The sequence below is a fragment of the Tsukamurella asaccharolytica genome (assembly GCF_007858435.1).
GTDB classification, from domain to species: domain Bacteria; phylum Actinomycetota; class Actinomycetes; order Mycobacteriales; family Mycobacteriaceae; genus Tsukamurella; species Tsukamurella asaccharolytica.
On record NZ_VIGW01000003.1, the window covers coordinates 299,945 to 317,824 of the forward strand.

Here is a 17,880-nt window from a genome sequence, read left to right on the forward strand (position 1 = left end):
GTCTGACACGATTTCGGGCACCCGCGGGTTCACCCCACGGGGCGCACCGAGCCGAAGTTCGCGACGACGGTCGCCTGGTTCGTGATAGCAAGGATAGGGCTGCATTGCGCCGCCGGGGCATGTATCACGCCATATCGCCCCTCGGCGATGGAGACCAGCGGCGTGAGATATCCGCTTCAGATCGAGCGGGCTCCCCTTCCTGTGGTCGCACGCGCCGCCCTCGTAGCCACTGTTCGGCTCCGGGGCAATCCGGTCGCGGCAGCGGTCACTTCCTGCGTGAGTCTGCAGCCTTACCGCAAACGACCTCAGCCGCAGGACCCGGGCGTCCCGGGAGGTCTTTCCTAAGCGGCAAGGCGGGCACCCCGCTCGACCGTTCCGGTCCCACACGTCCACTCCAACCGGGGCAACCCGGGGATACCCGACATAGCGCCCATGGTTGACTTGTAAAGTCGGGCTCAGAGCGGGGTTCACCCGGTGGACTCGGGGGTGCGAGTGGGTATGACTGTGATCAACGACGGGCACATCGGTACCAGCGAGGCGTCGGCCGACAGCGGGTTCAAGGGCGCTCCGGGATCCATCGCCGTCGTGCGCGATCAGGAGTGGCTCGTCACCGCGGTGGAGCCGACCGCGGACGGCTTCTTCGTCCACGTCACAGGCCTGTCCGAGCTCGTCCGCGACACCTCAGCCGTGTTCTCGACAGCGCTCGACCGGATCGACGAGGTGGACCCGACCGCGGTCACCGTCGTCGCGGACCCGTCGGAGCGGTTCCGTCGCAGCCGCCTGTGGCTGGAGGCGATGTTCCGCAAGACTCCGATCGCCGTGACCGACCCCGGATTCGGCACGGCGCAGCGCGGCCTCGCGAAGCCGCTCGACTACCAGGTGAAGGCCGTCGCGAAGGCCCTGGATCCGGACAAGCTCCGCCCGCGCATCCTGCTGGCCGACGCCGTCGGGCTGGGCAAGACGATCGAGATCGGGATGATCCTCTCGGAACTGGTCAGACGGGGCCGGGGCGACCGCATCCTCATCGTGACCCCGAAGCACGTGCTCGAGCAGATGCAGATGGAGCTGTGGACGCGCTTCGCGCTCCCTTTCGTCCGCCTTGATTCCGCCGGGATCCAACGCATCCGGCAGGTACTGCCCGCCAGTCGCAACCCGTTCACCTACTTCAAGCGCGTCATCATCTCGATCGACACGCTCAAGAGCGACCGGTACATCGCGAACCTGCAGAAGCAACGGTGGGACGCGGTGGTGATCGACGAGTCGCACAACGTCACGAACACCGCCTCACAGAACAACCGGCTCGCACGGCTGCTGTCGAAGCAAACCGACGCGCTGATCCTCGCATCGGCGACGCCGCACAATGGCCGCGCCGATTCCTTCGCCGAGCTGGTCCGCATGCTCGACCCCACCGCCGTCTCCCCCGAAGGCGAGCCCGACTACGCGGAGGTGGCCAAGCTCGTCATCCGCCGCCACCGCCACCATCCCGACGTTGCCGGCGAGGTCGGCTCGGACTGGGCCGAGCGGCAGCCGCCCCACAACGTGGTCGTGCCCGCCACCGCGGCGGAGGACGCGATCGCCCGCGAGCTCGAGGACGTGTGGCTCTGGCCGGAGAGCGGGTCGTCGCCGTACTCGGGGCAGAACTCGTCGCTTTTCCCGTGGACCCTCGCGAAGGCGTACCTCTCCTCCCCCGCCGCGCTGCTGCAGTCGGTGCGGGAGCGCCGGCGCCGCATCGATGCGGCGGTGCCCAAGCAGGCGACGGAGCTGGCGGCGCTGGATCGCCTCGCCGATCTCACCGAGGCCGTCCCGATGGCGTCGTCCGCCAAGTACGTCGAGCTGCGAACGCAGTTGGACGAGATGGGCGTCAGCAGGTCCGGCAGTGCGCGGGTGGTGATCTTCGCCGAGCGGGTGGCCACTCTCACCGCGCTCGCCGAGCAGCTCGCCGCGGATCTCACGATGACCTCGACCAGGGGCGCCGACCTCGGCCAGGTCGCCGTGCTCCACGGCGGGCTCAGCGATTCCGAGCAGACCGAGATCGTCGAATCGTTCAAGCTCGAGTCGTCGCCGATCCGGATCCTCGTCACGGGTGACGTGGCCTCCGAGGGCGTGAACCTGCATTCACAGTGCCACCAGCTGATCCACTACGACATCCCGTGGAGCCTCATCCGGATCGAGCAGCGCAATGGACGCATCGACCGGTACGGGCAGAAGCACCGGCCCCGGATCACCACACTGCTCCTCACGCCCAGCACCGCCCACTTCGCCGGCGACCTCCGCGTCCTCGCCCGGCTCGTGGACCGCGAGCACGAGGCGCACCAGGCGCTCGGCGACACCGCGTCCCTGATGGGCACCTACGACGTCAAGGCCGAGGAGGAATCGATCCGGCAGGTGCTGGCCGGCCAGAAGGAGCTCGAGGCCGTGGTCAAGACCGTCGACGAGGTCGCGGCCGGAACCGGCCTGGACTCCTTCTTCGCGCAGCTCGCCCTCGGCGGGATCGCGCAGGATCCGCCCGCCGAGCAGCCCGCGAGCGAGGGCTTCCACGGTGCGGGCGTCTACGACTCGGAGTTCGAGTTCCTCTCCGACGCCCTGCACGAGTCGTACGTGCACCCGCAGAACGCGCCGAAGGACGGCGTGGATTGGGCGGTGCACAAGCAGTATTCGATCGCCAGCCTCACGCCACCGAAGGACCTGCGCCAACGTCTGGATGTCCTTCCACAGGACTACCTCAAGGCCCGTTCGATCCGGGAGACCTACAAGCTGGCCTACACGCCCGCGCGCGGCGAGCAGGAGCTGGTCCAGGCCCGGTCGGGTGCGTCGACGTCCACCTGGCCCGAGGCGCACTACCTCGCTCCGCTGCACCCGATCCTGGACTGGGCCGCCGATCGCGCCCTCTCGGAGCTGGGACGGTCGCAGATCTACGCGGTCCGTGGCGCGGTCCCCTTCCCGACGATTCTGGTCCAGGTCACGCAGACCAACCTGCGCGGCCAAGTGGTGGCGGCCGGCTATTACACGGTCGCCTTCCCAGTGCCGGGCGATCCCGGCGCGTCCCTCGTCGAGCCCCACACTGGCGCACACGAGGCGGTCGCGGAATTGGCCATCGCGCAGGTCAACACAGGCGACATCGATGGTGCGTCGAACCTGCAGCCCCTCGTGGCCGCCGCGGTGCACGCCGCCGACGCCAACGCCAAGAACCAGGCGGAATCCGTCCGCGCCGAGTCGGCCGACCGAATCCGGGCGTGGGTCGCGCGGTCGGAGGCCTGGCAGCACGAGGCGGGCGCGCTCATCCAGCGCGCCGACCTCCGTGACCAGAGCAAGCGGATCGCGGAGGAGAAGGAACTCGCAGAGGCGATGAATCCAGCACGGCGCCTTGCCCGCCCGCTGATGGTCGTGGTCCCGGAGGATTTCGATCCCGCGGCCCTCGGCTCCCCGGCCTCGACCACCGGATCGGAGGACTGACCGTGTCCGCGCCCTCAGACGCCCTGATCGTCGGCGACGAATTCCTCAGCGAGCACTACTTCACCACAGATGCGAAGTCGCAGTCGTTCCAGGCGAAGGCACTCGAGCGCCGGAAAGCCTGGGACGGAGCCAAGTCCGACGGTGCCGCCACCACCCGCAGCCGATACACAACGTCGCGAAGCACACTGGCACGCTCCCTCAGCGGCCTCGAAGAAGCAGCCGACGCGCAGACGCTCGACACCCTGTACAACGATCTCCGTTCGATCCTCGGTTACGACAACAGCATCCGCTGGGAGACGGCACGCCTCGGCGGCTTCGACCACGAGCCAGGACCCGCGATCGAGTACCGCACCCGCGGCCTCACCGGCCCGGCTCCGTTCGTGATCATCGAGGCGGCGGGCGGGCTCACCGTCGAGGATCTGCTCGCGAAGAACGAGAAGACGCTGCTGCGCGATTTCCACACCGAGGACGACACCATCACCTCCGTAGCGGGCTTGCTGTCGCGACTTTTCGTCGAGGACGACGGTCCGCGGTTCGCGCTCGTGCTCGCCGGGAGCATCGCGCTGATCACCGAGAAGGAGCGCTGGCTCGAGGGCCGCTATCTCGCCGTCGACCTACAGCTGGTGGGTGAGCGCAACGACGACAAGCGAGGTGGCGAAACCGACCGGGCACTGACCTGCCTCGACGCCGATTCCCTCGCACCGGATTCCGACGGCGACATCTGGTGGTCGACGGTGCTCGGTGAGTCCGTGAAGCACACCGTGGGCGTCTCGAAGGACCTGCGTGAGGGCGTGCGGCTGTCGATCGAGATCATCGCCAACGAGGTGGTGGAGCGCCGCGCGGCGCAGGGCCTCGAGCCGCTCCCGAACGATCAGGCGCAGGTGCTCGCCGGCCAGTCGCTGCGTTTCCTGTACCGGGTGCTGTTCCTGCTGTACGCAGAGGCCACGCCCGAGCTGGCCGTCCTCCCCACGGGCGATCAGACCTACGAGCGCGGCTACAGCCTCGACCGGCTCCGCGAGCTCCTGCCGGTGGAGATCGTCACCCCGCGGGCACAGGCCGGGACGCACTTCTACGACTCGCTGGCCGTGCTGTTCGACCTCGTCGACCGCGGCCACGACGGCGGCTCGGCGGGCAACGACGGTGCCTACGCCGAGGGCCTTACGTTCGGTGCCCTGCGCGCCGAGCTGTTCCGTCCCGAGGCCATCGCGCACATCGCGACGGTGAAGCTCGGCGACGAAGCGCTGCAGCGCGTCCTGCGGCACCTACTGCTCAGCAAGGAGGCGAAAGGCCGCGATCGCGGCTTCATCTCCTACGCCGAACTTGGGATCAACCAGCTCGGGGCCGTCTACGAGGGCCTCATGTCGTACACAGGCTTCTTCGCGCAGGAGGACCTGTACGAGGTGGCCAAGCACGGCAATCCCGAAGACGGATCGTGGGTGGTCCCGGAGGACCGCATCGCCTCGATCTCGCCGTCGGACTTCGTCAAGGCACCCGACGAGAACGGCGAACTCAAGCCGGTGATCCACCGGCGCGGCACGTTCGTCTTCCGCCTCGCCGGCCGGGAACGTCAGCAATCCGCGTCGTACTACACCCCGGAGGTCCTGACCCGGTTCACCGTCGGGCAGGCCCTGGAGGAACTGCTCGACCAGGACGACTCCACGACCACCGCCGACGAGATCCTCGACCTCACGGTCTGTGAGCCGGCGATGGGGTCCGGCGCGTTCGCCATCGAGGCGGTGCGACAGCTCGCGGAGCAGTACCTCAAGCGCAAGCAGGACGAGACCGGCGAGCGCATCGACCCCGACCAGTACGCCATCGAGCTGCAGCGCGTGAAGTCCTACCTCGCGCTGCACCAGGTGTACGGCGTGGACCTCAACGCCACCGCCGTCGAGTTCGCCGAGATCACGCTGTGGCTCGACACCATGGGCCCCGGCCTCGCCGCCCCGTGGTTCGGCCTGCACCTGCGCCGCGGCAATTCGCTGATCGGCGCCCGGCACACCGTGATCCCGGCCGACCAGGTGACCGATCGCGGCTACATCGAGGCGACACCGGTCGACGTGCCACTCACCGATGGGCTGACGAACCACCACAACGCCGTCCACCACTTCCTCCTGCCGACAACCGGCTGGGGTTCGACGGTCGACGCCAAGGAGGCGAAGAACCTCGCCCCCGAGACAACGGCGAAGCTGAAGGACTGGCGCAAGACCTTCCGCAGGAAGCCGACGGCAGCCCAGGTCCGCGGCCTGCGGAACCTCGCACTCCGCACCGAGGTGCTGTGGGGCTTCGCTCTGCGGCGCCTGGAGATCGCCGAGTCCGAGATCCGGCGCGACATCCCGCTGTGGGGCCGAGACTTCACCCCCACCGGCGGAGCCGTCTCCCGCGAACAGATCGAGGCATCGCTCGCCGACGAGAACGGCGCCTACCGACGGCTGCGCCGCGTCATGGACGCCTGGTGCGCCCTTTGGTTCTGGCCGCTGACCGACGGTGACCGCACCGTCGACGGCGCGATCGTCGTGCCTCCCAGCCTCGACGAGTGGATCGACACCCTCACCGACCTGCTGGGTAACCCAGTCAAGGAGACCCGCGGGGAGAAGGCCGGCCAGGGCAACCTCTACGACGTCTCCACCTGGGAGGAGCTGACCGACGCCGAGGAGTCGGATCTGCTGTTCGCGCAGGCCAAGCCGGTCGACGGAGCCCTCTCCACCCACCCCTGGCTCGTTGTCGCGGAGCGCGTCGCGCAGCGCCAGGGCTTCTTCCACTGGGAACTCGACTTCGCCCCGGTGTTCAAGCGCGGCGGCTTCGACCTCCAGGTCGGCAACCCGCCCTGGGTCCGACCTCGTTCGGATGTCGATGCTCTTCTTGCCGAGGGCGATCCGTGGTTCCAGCTCACCGTGAAGCCGACCCAGGCTCAGGTGAAGGAGAAGCGCGAGGCGGCACTCGCATTGCCCGGCATCTCGGATCTCGTCCTCGACGGAACCGCCGATATCGCAGCGACAGCGGGGTTTATAGGTGATGCCCGAATGTATCCCCAACTCGCCGGCCTGCAACCCGATCTATACCGCTGCTTCATGGAACTGACGTGGCGACATATTTCCCAGCACGGGAAGGTAAGCCTCGTCCATCCGGAGAGCCATTTCACCGACGAGAAGGCCGGCGCCTTAAGGGAATCTTCATACACCCATCTACGTCGTCACTGGCAGTTTGTCAATGAGCTCAGCCTCTATGAGGTGGACCACCACGTTGCCTATGGAATTCACGTGTACGGTCAGCCCATAAGCCCTAACTTTCTTAATGCGTGCTCCCTCTTCCACCCTGATACGGTCACCCGGTCATTCGAATACGACGCTGCGGGACCCGAGCCCGGCATCAAGTCACTCGACGGAGAATGGGACTTGAGCCCCCACTCGGGACGAGTCGTGGTGGTCGATGACAGCATCCTCAAAACGTGGCGCGATACGCTCGAATCATCATCCACACCGATTCGTAGAACTCGCATGGTATACGCGGTGAATAAATCTATCGCACAGGTCGTCGCCAAGCTTTCCCAAAGGCCTCGAATCGAAACCGTTCCTCTCCAATTCTCAAATGGATGGCATGAGAAGAACGATCGATCAAAAGGTAGATTCGACATAGGTTGGGGAGCGCCGAACACTTGGAGCGAAGTGATCCTACAGGGGCCGCACATCTCTGTCGCCACTCCAATCGTGAAGCACCCCAACCCCACGATGCTCCACCAGACGGACTGGTCAGAAACCGATCTCGAGACATTGACCCCGGATGCGATCCCGATAACGTCATATAAGCCTGCCGGTCGTCCGGACGCATTCGACGCGAGCTATCGGCGATGGAACGTGCCTGATGAAGTCGGGGCCATTCATACCGTGAATCCGCGCGAGCATTACAGGGTCGCGTGGCGCAACATGACGAAGTCCACAAACGAACGCGCCTTCTTTCCGGCGATCATACCTCCTGGCCCCACTCACATACACGGCGTCACTTCGGCAGGCGACCCGACAGGGGCATCGGACCGAATCGTGGCCATTGCCGCCACACTGGGGTCCCTGCTGGCGGATTTCTGCACTCGAGTCGCGCCGAAATCAACAATCTCCGCGGCGACCGTAAATCGTATGCCCTGGAACGAAACCGATATCTTGCAACACCAACTAACGATACGTTCACTGCGACTCAACTGTGTTACACGAGAATACACACGACTATGGTCGGCATGCTTCAACGATGCCCTGCAGTTGGATACGTGGGCGGGAGGATTCGAGCACCGTCGAAGGAAGCCAATCGGCGATATCGGTCCCGAGTGGACCCCGGACACACCACTTCGGATTGCGGCGGACCGTCGGCAGGCACTGGTGGAGATCGACGCACTGGTGGCACTCGGCCTCGGCATCACCGCGGACGAGTTGTGCACCGTGTACCGAACCCAGTTCCCCGTGCTCTACGGGTACGACCGGAACAAGTACCTCTACGACATGAACGGCCGCCTCGTCCCGCAAGAGGTACTGGTCCGCTGGCGCAAGAAGGGCGACGACCTCACCGAGGAGGAGCGGACGGCGACGAACACGTCGGGTAACACGTATACGTACGAGCTGCCGTTCCAGTTCCTCGACCGCGAGAAGGACATGCGGGAGGCGTACGCCGAGTTCGAACGCCGGCTGGCGGAGAAGGGCGAGGTCTGAGAATGGCCGAGCTGCTTCCCCTCTCACAGGCCGAGACGATCAAGGCGAGCCTGCTGGATTACCTCGGCACCACTTTCGCGTTGGCAGACCCGGACGCGAAGCAGGTGCTCGACGAGTTCCTGCAGGACCCGAAGACCGGGATGTTCCGCGGCCCGTACGTGCGGCTACGCCTGCCGTTCCGGCCCGCGGCGGACGGGTGGCGCGAATCGCTGGAGTGGTACGAGGGATTCACGCCGTACGGCCACCAGGCGGCGGCGTTCGAGCGACTTTCCAGCTACAACCTGACCCCCGAGAAGCCGCGCCCGCAGCCCACTCTCGTGACCACCGGCACAGGATCGGGCAAGACCGAGACCTTCCTCTACCCGATCCTCGACCACGTCCAGCGCGCCAAGCGCAACGGTCAGACCGGCACGAAGGCGCTCGTCCTCTACCCGATGAACGCCCTGGCCAACGACCAGGCGTCCCGTCTCACCGAACTGCTCACGAGCAATCCCGCGCTCGGCGGCATCACCGCCGCCCTGTACACCGGTGAGTCCGGCCCGAAACGCGGCCGCGTCACCGCAGAGGGCCTGATCACCGAGCGCGAGATCATCCGCGACACCGCCCCGGACATCCTGCTCACCAACTACAAGATGCTCGATCAGCTGCTCCTCCGTCCGGCGGACGCGGAGCTCTGGAAGCAGAGCGCCACCAGCCTCCAGTACCTGGTACTCGACGAATTCCACACCTACGACGGCGCCCAGGGCACCGACGTCTCCATGCTGCTGCGCCGCCTCGGCCAGACGCTCAAAAGCTACTGGCACGACGACGAACCCGGCATCACGACCGAGGACCGCGAACGCCCGCTCGGCCGCATCACCCCGGTCGCCACCTCCGCCACCCTCGGCGACGGCAACGACCCCACCACCATGCTCGAATTCGCCCACACCGTGTTCGGCGACGCGTTCACCGCCGAGTCCGTGGTCACCGAATCGCGCCGCTCCGTGGCGGACTGGTCCGACGGAGCCGAGGCTCGCGTGACCGCGGCAGGCCTGCCGCCGAAGGAGACCGACACATCCACGATCGCGGCGATCACTGCCGACCCGGACGACCCGTTCGCTGCATCCTGCACCGTACTCGGCACGCTGTACCAGAAGTCGCCCGCTGCGATCGCCCGCGCGATCGGCCAAGACGAATCGCTCCTCCTCGATCTGGTGCGCGCCCATCCGATGATCCACGAACTCATGCGGCGCACCCGGGCCGCCGTCACCGTCGACGAACTGGGCGGGCCGCACGTCGTCGGGCCCCTCCTGACTCTGCTCAGCCACGTCCGCGCCTCCCCCGCCGGCGGACGCGCCGCGGCCTCGGTCGAGGTGCACCTGTGGATCCGAGAGCTCACCCGCATCGACCGTGCCCTCTCCGGCGCACCGCGCTTCATCTGGGCCGACGACGGCGTGGTGATCGACCAGATGGAGGACCACCACGAGGTGACGTACCTACCGTCGACGTACTGCCGCCACTGCAACCGTTCCGGCTGGGGCGCAGTCCTCGCCCCCACGGGCACCGACTTGGATGCCGACGACACCACCATTCGTCGCCGCTCACTCAACAAGGACGACCGCTTCCGCGCCCTGATCCACGCCCCGAAGGAGGCTCTCGATGCAGAGGCCGGGCCGGCCGCCTCCCCCGACGACCCGACCGGGCTCGCGTGGCTGATGGTTCAGGAACGCCGCATCTCGCTGCAACGGCCCGACGAGCTGTACCTTGCCGAAGGCCTGGCGCTGCCCGTCCTGATGAACCTCGGCGATGATGCGGGGGCGGACTCCGTGAAACAGACGTGCCCGTCCTGCAAACAACCCGACGGAATCCGGTTCCTGGGCTCCGCGATCGCCACGATGCTGTCCGTCTCGATGTCCACTCTCTTCGGCACACCCGAACTGGACAGCCGCGAGAAGCGCGCGCTGGTGTTCACCGACAGCGTGCAGGACGCCGCCCACCGCGCGGGCTTCGTCCAGGCGCGCTCGCACGCGCTCACGCTGCGCACCCTGATCCGGCAGGCGCTCAACGACGGTCCCTCCGACCTCGACTCACTCACCCACCGCGTGCTCGCGCTGGCGGGCGACGATCAAGCGGCACGATTCCGGCTCCTCCCACCCGAACTCGCCGAGCGGAGCGACTTCGCGAAGTTCTGGACCGCGAAGACCGCCGCAGGTGTTCCGCTCAAACTGCGCAATGCCATGGCGCGCCGGCTGGCCCTGGACACCGCACTCGAGTTCGGCCTGCGGTCCGGGGTCGGCCGCACGATGGAGCGCACCGGTACGGCTCTCGCCTACCTGGACGTGCCCACCTCGAAGCTGCTCGCCATCGGGCACGAGGTGGTTCGTTCCCCGGACGTGCAGACGTCTCTCGATGATCCCGAGGACGCGATCCTGCTCCGTTGGATCCAAGGTGTCCTCCTGCACCTACGACAGCGGGGCGCGATCGCGCACCCGTGGTTCGAGCGATATCGCCAGGAGGACGGCAACCGGTGGTGGATCACCGGCGGCCGCAAGCGGGGTGAGGGGATGCCCGGGTTCGGCCGCGGCTCCTCGGCGCCCGCCTACCCGATCACGGGCAAGAGCGGCGAGACAGATCTGGAGCCGATCGCCTCTCCGCGCGGTTGGTATGCGAAGTGGACCGCCAAGTCGTTGGGAATGACGGCGATCGAGGGTGGCACGCTGGCCCGCATCCTGTTCGATCGCCTGCACCACCGGGACGTGGTGGAGCGCACCACCACCCAGTCCGGGGCCCAGACGTACGGCCTGCCTCCCACATCGGTGATCGCACGCACCGTCACGGCACGGGAACTCGCCGACGATGCAGTGTCACTGATCTGCTCGACGTGCCGCGCGCCGCTGTACTCCGCTCCGGAGGTCGTACAGCAGATGCTGGGCGCCCCCTGCCTCGTCCAGCGCTGCGAGGGGACGTTGCAGCGCCATCACATCGACGACAACTTCTACCGGCACATGTACGCCTCCACGGACATTCGCCGTGTGGTGGCGCGCGAACACACCAGTCTGCTGCCCGACGAGAAGCGCCTCGAGTACGAGAACCGTTTCAAGATGACCGATCCCCCGCCGAACGCGCCGAACGTCCTCGTCGCCACACCCACCCTCGAGATGGGCATCGACATCGGCGATCTCTCGGCGGTCATGCTTTCGTCCCTGCCCCGCACCGTCGCGTCGTACCTGCAGCGCGTAGGCCGCGCCGGCCGACTCACCGGCAACGCCCTGGCCCTGGCGTACGTCACGGGACGCGGCGATCAGCTCCCGCGCTTCACCCGACCGGACGAGACGATCAACGGCACTGTACGTCCGCCGGCTACGTATCTCGACGCCGAGGAGATCCTGCGGCGCCAGTTCACCGCGTCCGTCGCCGATATCCTGGCCCGCCGCCCCGACACACCCCACCCGCACACCACCCCGGATGCACTGAAATCGACGGGACCGCAGTCCTACCTGGGAGCGTTGATCGCCGAGGCTGAATCCCGGGCGGCGGACCTGGTCGACCAGTTCCTCGGGGCGTTTCCGCCCCTGGGCGACGATGTGACCGCACACCTGCGGCAGTTCCCGGATCCGGCGGACGGCCCCGGGACGAGCCTCCTCGCGCAACGCTGCCAACGCGCCTCGTTCGAGTGGAACCGCCGCATCGAGACGTTGCAGCACCGACTGAAGGCGGTGCGCGCACTCATCCCCGAGCTGCGGACCAGAGCGACGTCCCCTGCCGCCACCTCCGATGACAAGGACGAGCTGCGCACCGCGGAGGCCACCGCGCGTCTCATCGACAGGCAACTGACTAACCTCAACTCAACGTACTGGATCAGCGCGCTGGAGACCTTCGGGTTGTTCCCCAACTACACGCTGCTCGACGATTCTGTGACGCTCGCCGTCTCGGTCAACTGGCGCGATCCCGACACCGAGCAGTACGAGAGCGACGACTTCGAGATCAATCGCGGCTCCGCTCAGGCACTCCGGGATTTCGCCCCCGGCTCCACCTTCTACGCCAACGGATTCGAGATCCATATCGACGCCGTCGACCTCGGGATCGACAGCGAGGAGGTCCACGAATGGGCCTGCTGCGCCCAGTGCGGCTACGTCGAGGACCTGTCGCAGGACGCCGCCGCGAAGGCACCGTCGAAGTGCCCCCGCTGCGGGTCGAGCTCCCTCGCCGATACCGGCCAGCGGTTGCCCGTGGTCGAACTCAAAAACGTCTCTTCGGTGATCCGCCGCGATGAGGCTACGATCGACGACGCCCGGGACGAACGGGCCCGTCAGCTGTACCGGGTGGTCACCGCCGCGGACGTCGATCCCGCCGAGATCAATTCACGGTGGTTCGTCCAGGGCCTCGGCCTCGGCGTCACGCATGTGCGGCGTCTCAAGATCCGGTGGATCAACATGGGGACCGGCCTCAGCTCCGGGGCGTCGCGGATCGTCGCCGGTGTCGACGTGGAGGCGTCCCTGTTCCGGGTGTGCCGGGAGTGCGGAAAGCTGGATCGATCCGCGCGCACGAACCGGCCCGCGGAGCACCGTCCGTGGTGTCCGAAGCGCGCGGCTCTCGACGAGGACGCTGTGTCGGTCGCGCTCGCTCGCGCGATGACCACGGAGGGCCTCGTGCTGCGCCTCCCGGTCACGATCACCCTCGGCGACACGTTCGCCGTGCCGTCCCTCGCGGCCGCGCTGCTCCTCGGCCTCCGGGAGAGAATCGGAGGCGCCCCCGACCACCTCCACGTGGCGAGCATCGCGGAACCGTCGGGCGACGACACCGTGCGCCCCTCGCTCCTACTGCACGACACCGTCCCGGGCGGCACCGGCTACCTCGCCGATCTCGCCCAGCCCGACGCCGTGTGGGATCTGCTGTACCGTGCCTGGGAAGTCGTGCACGCCTGCGAATGCCAGAACGAGGGCAAGCTCGCGTGTGACCGGTGCCTGCTGCCGTTCGCCTCCCTCGCGGACCTGCGGTACACCTCGCGCAGCCAGGCCGAGAAGCACCTCGTCAGCCTCCTTACGGGAGATACACACGGGTACGACGAGGACGTGGAGGTACCCACTAAACGTCCGTGGGAGGTGACAGCCGTCGAGCCGGAGACGCCGGACGACGAGTCCGACCTCGAGAAGCGGTTCCGGGTGGCCTTCCGGAAACGACTGGAGACCCTCGGCGCCACGATCTCGGAGAAGCCGACCGACCGCGGCGTCGAGTGGAAGATCGCGCTCGGTTCGGCGAACCAGTGGACACTGCAGCCGCAGCAGAACCTGCTGGGCAGCAAGCCCGACTTCGTGCTCAGCTCCACCCGATCGGGCGTGCCGCCGACCGCCATCTTCACCGACGGGTGGCAGTACCACGCGAGTTCCGCGCACAACCGGCTTGCCGACGACGCGGAGAAGCGCCGCAACCTTCGCAGCGGCGGCTATCAAGTGATCGCGGTGACGCGTGATGACGTGGACGGAAAACCAATGACATCGTCGGTGTTCCACCCCAACGCAACGCCCCTCGTGTTGAAGGCAGCGGGAGACGGCCTCGCGAAGAGCGCCGTGGACCTGGTGTTCAAGAACGCCCTGGACCTGCTCGTCGCCTGGGTGCAGAATCCGTCGCACGAGTCACGCAAGCAGTTGGCGCACTGGGCGCCGATGCTGGCAGTGTTCAGTCTCGGCGCGCAGGGCACCCGCACCTCCGCAGACTCCCCGGTGGAGGCGGCACTGGCCCGGCTCGACGGGATCGTTCCCGCGTCCGACGGTGACCTTTTCGTCGGACGGAAGGGTGACCTTGCGTTCTCGCTGCGGCTGCGCCCCCACGGCTCGGGCGCCGAGGTCAGCGATGTGGCCGTAGTGTACGACGATGCCGAGCACACCATTTCGATCGACGGCAAGCAGTCGTGGCGGGAATGGCTGCACTGGTCGAACCTGCTCAATTTCCGGGTACTCGGTTCGGACGTGACCACGCGCCGCCACGCGGCGGCGGTGCCGCCCTCCGCATCCGTGCCGGAGAGCGCACCGTCGAACACGGCGACGGCGACCACCCTGACGGGCGCCTGGTTGGAGGCCTTCGAGTCCACCTCCGCGCCCGAGCTGATCGCGGCGATCGCCGCGGCAAGCCTGCCGCTCCCGACCGTCGGAGAGGAGGCCGCGGGCGGTATTCCGCTCGAGATCTCCTGGCCCGCCGTGAAGGTCGTGCTGGACATCGAACTCGCCGAGGACGAACTCGCCCAGCTGACCTCCGCCGGCTGGGCCGTCTGCGCCCCCGATGTGGACATCCTCCGAAGCACCCTGAGCGAGAAAGGTCTCTGATGCCGCAGATCGTCCTCGGGCCGGCGTTGCGCAAGATCGACGGCAGCCTCCAAAAGGCCACGTACCAGTTCCTGGCGAAGCTCGCGGAGAACGATTCGACTCCCGGCCTGCACATCGAGCCCATCAACAACTCCGTCGACTCCAGGGTGCGGACGGGCCGCGTGGACCTGAGCTACCGCGCGGTTCTGTTCAAGCTCCAGGGCAGCGGTGGCGACGCCGCGTACGTCTTCGCGGGCACGTACCCCCACGACGAGGCGATCGCCGTCGCGCAGAAGTCGCGACTCAACATCAACCCCCGCAACGGCATCGCCGAGCTCATTCCGGTCGACGACGAACCCGCGCCGCCGATGCCGCCCCGGCCGGTCACGCCGCCACCGCCTCCCGCGACACCGGACACGCCGCGCACGCGATCGCTGCGCGACCGGGAGTACACCGTCGAGTACCTCGCCGAGCTCGGCTTCGACGCGGGCTTCGCCGCGGGTGCGCTGGCCCTCACGGACGCGAACGAGGTGCTTGAGTACGCGGAATCCGCACCCGCTACGTGGCAGGGCCACGCCCTGCTCGACCTGTTCACCGGGGAGAGCGTCAGCATCGTCGTGGAACGGTACGGACTCGATGGCGCCGCGCCCTCCGGCGATTCGGACGACGACGTGCTCACTGCACTGCAGCACCCCTCCGCGCAGATGGAGTTCGCCTTCATCGACGGCGACGAGGAGCTTCGGAAAGCGGTCGAGGACGCCGACTTCAACGCGTGGCGGGTGTTCCTGCATCCGGAGCAGCGGGCGCTCACGACCAAGTCCTTCCGCGGATCCGCCCGGATCACGGGTGGTGCGGGGACGGGAAAGACCGTGGTCCTCGTGCACCGGGCGCGCGAGTTCGCACGCCGCAATCCTGGTGCACGCATCGTGCTGACCACGTTCAACCGCACCCTCGCCGATAGCCTCGTCGATCAGTTGCGACTGCTCGACGCAGGGCTGCCGCTCGCGGATTCGCTGGGCTCGCCCGGAATCCACATCGCCAGCGTCGACTCGATCGCGCACGCCGTGATCACGCGGGCGGCCGACCTCGGTGGACGCGACGGCGATCCCGGTCCCGTCGCCGAGGTTCTCGGCCCCAGGACCGCACAGATCCGTGCCACCAGGCCTGGCCGCTGGCAGGCCGCGGCCGATCAGGCCGGCGAAGGTCTCCCCCGCGACTTGACGACACCGGGCTTCCTCGAGGCCGAGTACGCGATGGTGGTGTTGCCCAACGCGATTACCACGGCCAACGAGTACCTGAGGGTGCGACGTCCCGGCCGCGGCGTCGCCTTGAACCGCGCACGCCGCCAGGGGGTGTGGGACGTGATCGCCGCCTACCGTGCAGCCTCGGCGGCCGAGGGCACCGTCGACTACGAGGAGAAGGCCGCGATCGCGGCCCGGGCTCTCGCCGTTTCGAGCCCACTCGCCGATCACGTGCTGGTGGACGAAGCGCAGGACCTGAGCCCGTCGCGCTTCCAATTGTTGCGTGCCCTCGCTGCCCCAGGGCCCGACGACATCTTCATCGCCGAAGACGCGCACCAACGGATCTACGGACAGAAGCTGGTGCTGAGCCACTTCGGGATCAACGTGCGCGGCCGGGCCTCACGCCTGACGCTGAACTATCGCACCACGGAACAGAACCTGCGCTACGCCCTCGGCATCCTCGAGGGCCAGGACTTCACCGATCTCGAGGGCGAGTCGGATTCGATCTCCCAGTACCGGTCGGCCCGTCGGGGACCCACGCCCCAACAGATCGCGGTGGATTCACTCGCGGAGGAGTACCGGCGCGTCGCCGAGATCGTCCAGTCCTGGATCGATGATCCGACGGTGCCCGACGACTCGATCGGGCTACTTGTGGCGACGCGCAAGGAAGCGGAGAGCCTGGTCCGGGCGCTCGGCGAGCACCAGGTGCGCGCGACCTACGTGGACCGCGAATCACCCGGCCGCAGCGGCCTCCCCCAGGTGATGACCATGCACCGCAGCAAGGGCATGGAGTTCGCTTGCGCCATTCTCGTCGGGGTCGGCGCCGCGAACGTCCCGCGCAAGTACGTCATCGACGCGCTGCCCGACGGCGATCGTGAGGATGCCCTCCAGCGCGAACGCTCCCTGCTGTACGTGGCTGCCACCCGCGCCCGCGACCAACTCGTCGTGATTTGGACCGGCGTTCCCACCAAGCTTCTACCGAAACTTCAAGAAATGGAGTGACAGATGTCAGACAGGTCCAAATCTGTTGATCAGGAAGATAGTTCGTCGCAAGCAATGGCCCTGGTGAACAAAATACTCACGTTCGCGGTGACAGGCGGCGGACCGATCAAACCTGCCGCTGAGGTCGCCGAAGAAGCTTTGCGCACACATGGCGACCCCGAAGTCGCGATCGATCGACTATTGGGCACGCATCGTCGTATCGTCACCGCAACCGGATTCGCCAGTGGGTTCGGTGGGCTACCCACAATGGCGGTCGCGATACCCACTGACATCACTGTCTTCTACATGAACGCGGCACGCCTCTCCGCGGCGGTTGCGCACATCCGGGGGTATGACATCGAGTCCGAGGAGGTGCGGAGTGCGATCTTGATCTCGCTACTCGGTGCCAGTGCAGGTGGAATCCTCGGCAGTGCCGGCGCGCAGATCGGCAACAAGATCGCGGTCGCGCAACTCAAGAGGCTTCCTGGAACAGTCCTGACTCAGATCAACAAGGCCGTCGGGTTCCGGCTACTCACGAAGTTCGGGACGAAGGGCTCCATCAACCTCGTGAAGGTTGTCCCGGTGGTCGGCGGCGGAGTCGGGGCGGGATTCAACGCTATAACGATCACGCAGATTCACAAGTACTCGAAGAAGCTCTTTGTTCCGCTCGAGGAACAACGCGACGGCGATGAACACGGCGTCGGACAAGATTGACCTGACCACGGTAGAGGCGCGATCGAATCGCACAGGATGGCAGCCGTCGCAGGCATGGGCTCTCCGCCCACCGGAAAAGGCTCCACCGAGGACCGATGCCTCTACTTCCCGGACGAGATCCGCTGGATCCTGGAACCCGGCAACATCGCAGACTAGGCCACCGTCGGGTCCCGGAGCACTTCGGCGCCCACCACGTCCGCCATGATCGCGGGGTCGATCGTCCGGCCCGCGCGGATCACGCTGAGTGTCCCGCGGGACTCGAACACGACCGCGGCCACTTCGCCCATCTCGGTGACACCAGCCTGCCGGAGGTGGGGCAGCAACTCCGCGTTCGACACATGGCAGCGACTCAGGGCGTCGTGCGCTGCCCCAAGACGCGCACCACGATCAACAGCGCCGCGTACATGCCGATCGTTGCGAAGACCACCGCCCACGCCTCGCTGCCAGCGATTCCCAACTCGTCGAGCACCATGAGCTCCAGTCTCCCCGCGCGGACAGGGAAACAGGCAGTCGGCGGGTCGC

At 67.1% G+C, this 17,880-nt stretch carries 8 protein-coding genes; 5 read left to right on the forward strand and 3 right to left on the reverse strand.

Annotated elements, in window-relative coordinates; translation table 11 throughout:
• The first annotated feature begins 498 nt into the window (after positions 1-498).
• A complete protein-coding gene (locus tag FK529_RS07740; protein WP_146560404.1) occupies positions 499-3,453 on the forward strand; it encodes a helicase-related protein in 2,955 nt (984 codons plus the stop codon).
• Positions 3,454-3,467: 14 nt separating this feature from the next.
• Here the strand turns inward: FK529_RS07740 and FK529_RS20530 are convergent, their stop codons facing one another.
• Positions 3,468-3,914: a hypothetical protein gene (locus tag FK529_RS20530; protein WP_231702985.1), complete on the reverse strand. Its 447-nt coding sequence runs from the start codon at positions 3,912-3,914 to the stop codon at positions 3,468-3,470.
• A gap of 162 nt (positions 3,915-4,076) precedes the next feature.
• On the opposite strand from FK529_RS20530, the gene FK529_RS07745 reads away from it, so the two are divergent.
• The 4 genes from FK529_RS07745 to FK529_RS07760 are packed head-to-tail and all read left to right on the forward strand — an operon-like array spanning position 4,077 to position 17,358.
• On the forward strand, positions 4,077-8,144 hold the full coding sequence (locus tag FK529_RS07745) for an Eco57I restriction-modification methylase domain-containing protein (protein ID WP_231702986.1): 4,068 nt from the start codon (positions 4,077-4,079) through the stop codon (positions 8,142-8,144).
• 2 nt (positions 8,145-8,146) lie between these two features.
• Positions 8,147-14,443: a DEAD/DEAH box helicase gene (locus FK529_RS07750; protein ID WP_146560406.1), complete on the forward strand. Its 6,297-nt coding sequence runs from the start codon at positions 8,147-8,149 to the stop codon at positions 14,441-14,443.
• Positions 14,443-16,665, forward strand: a complete 2,223-nt coding sequence (locus FK529_RS07755) for a 3'-5' exonuclease (RefSeq protein WP_146560407.1) — start codon at positions 14,443-14,445, stop codon at positions 16,663-16,665. The genes FK529_RS07750 and FK529_RS07755 overlap by 1 nt, the downstream gene beginning before the upstream one ends.
• A gap of 3 nt (positions 16,666-16,668) precedes the next feature.
• Positions 16,669-17,358, forward strand: coding sequence for an EcsC family protein (locus tag FK529_RS07760; protein ID WP_146560408.1), 690 nt, complete (start codon positions 16,669-16,671; stop codon positions 17,356-17,358).
• Positions 17,359-17,510: 152 nt separating this feature from the next.
• Here the strand turns inward: FK529_RS07760 and FK529_RS20000 are convergent, their stop codons facing one another.
• Together FK529_RS20000 and FK529_RS20695 are read right to left on the reverse strand one after the other, a co-directional pair.
• Complete coding sequence (locus FK529_RS20000; RefSeq protein ID WP_158635072.1) at positions 17,511-17,696, reverse strand: YetF domain-containing protein; 186 nt, start codon at positions 17,694-17,696, stop codon at positions 17,511-17,513.
• A gap of 11 nt (positions 17,697-17,707) precedes the next feature.
• Positions 17,708-17,830, reverse strand: coding sequence for a hypothetical protein (locus FK529_RS20695; protein ID WP_269432084.1), 123 nt, complete (start codon positions 17,828-17,830; stop codon positions 17,708-17,710).
• Positions 17,831-17,880 lie beyond the last annotated feature (50 nt).